The 698-nt window shown below is 55.3% G+C and carries 1 protein-coding gene; it reads left to right on the plus strand.

Going from position 1 to position 698, the window contains the following annotated elements; all coding sequences use genetic code 11:
• On the plus strand, nucleotides 1–698 hold a 698-nt coding region (locus tag AC6I5C_RS17825; RefSeq protein ID WP_497906350.1), incomplete at both ends, for a TolB family protein.

Consider the following 698-nt stretch of genomic DNA (forward strand, 5'->3'; position numbering starts at 1 on the left):
GACATCTACAGATTCGCCAAGGGCGAGGACGGCAGCTTCACGGAAGGTGAGCTGTTGGGCAAGGAGATCAACACGAAGTACCACGAGGGTACGCTGTCCTTTACACCGGACGGCAACACGATGTACTTTTCACGTGAGAGCTTCTTTGAGAAGGTATACGAGAAGGAGGACCGCACGAAGATCAGTGTGATCCACCTGTTCCGCTCGAACAAGGTAGGCGACAAATGGGGACCTGCAGAGGGCTTTGCGATCAACAGCGACAGCTACTCGGTAAAGGACCCAGCGGTAAGCGCAGACGGGAATACCCTGTACTTTGCCTCCAACATGCCGGGGGGTATGGGCGGCTTTGACCTTTACAAGGCAAGCATCAATGCCGATGGCAGTCTTGGAGAACCTGAGAACCTTGGATCTAAGATCAACACGGAGGGGCACGAGGTGTTCCCATTTGCGGGGAGCAACGGTGAGCTCTATTTTGCCTCGAACGGGCACTTGGGCCTAGGAGGGCTTGATATGTTCCAGGTGAAGGCGGACATGTCCGGTGTTGACAACATGGGGGTACCTGTGAACAGCAGCGGAGACGACTTTGCCCTTAGCTATGACGATGCCACCGGTATGGGCTATGTGTCCTCTAACCGCGCAGGCGGGAAGGGCAACGACGATATCTACCGCGTTAGAAAGGTAGAGGAGCCATGCGATAC

The organism is Mangrovimonas sp. sgz306409 (assembly GCF_059735265.1).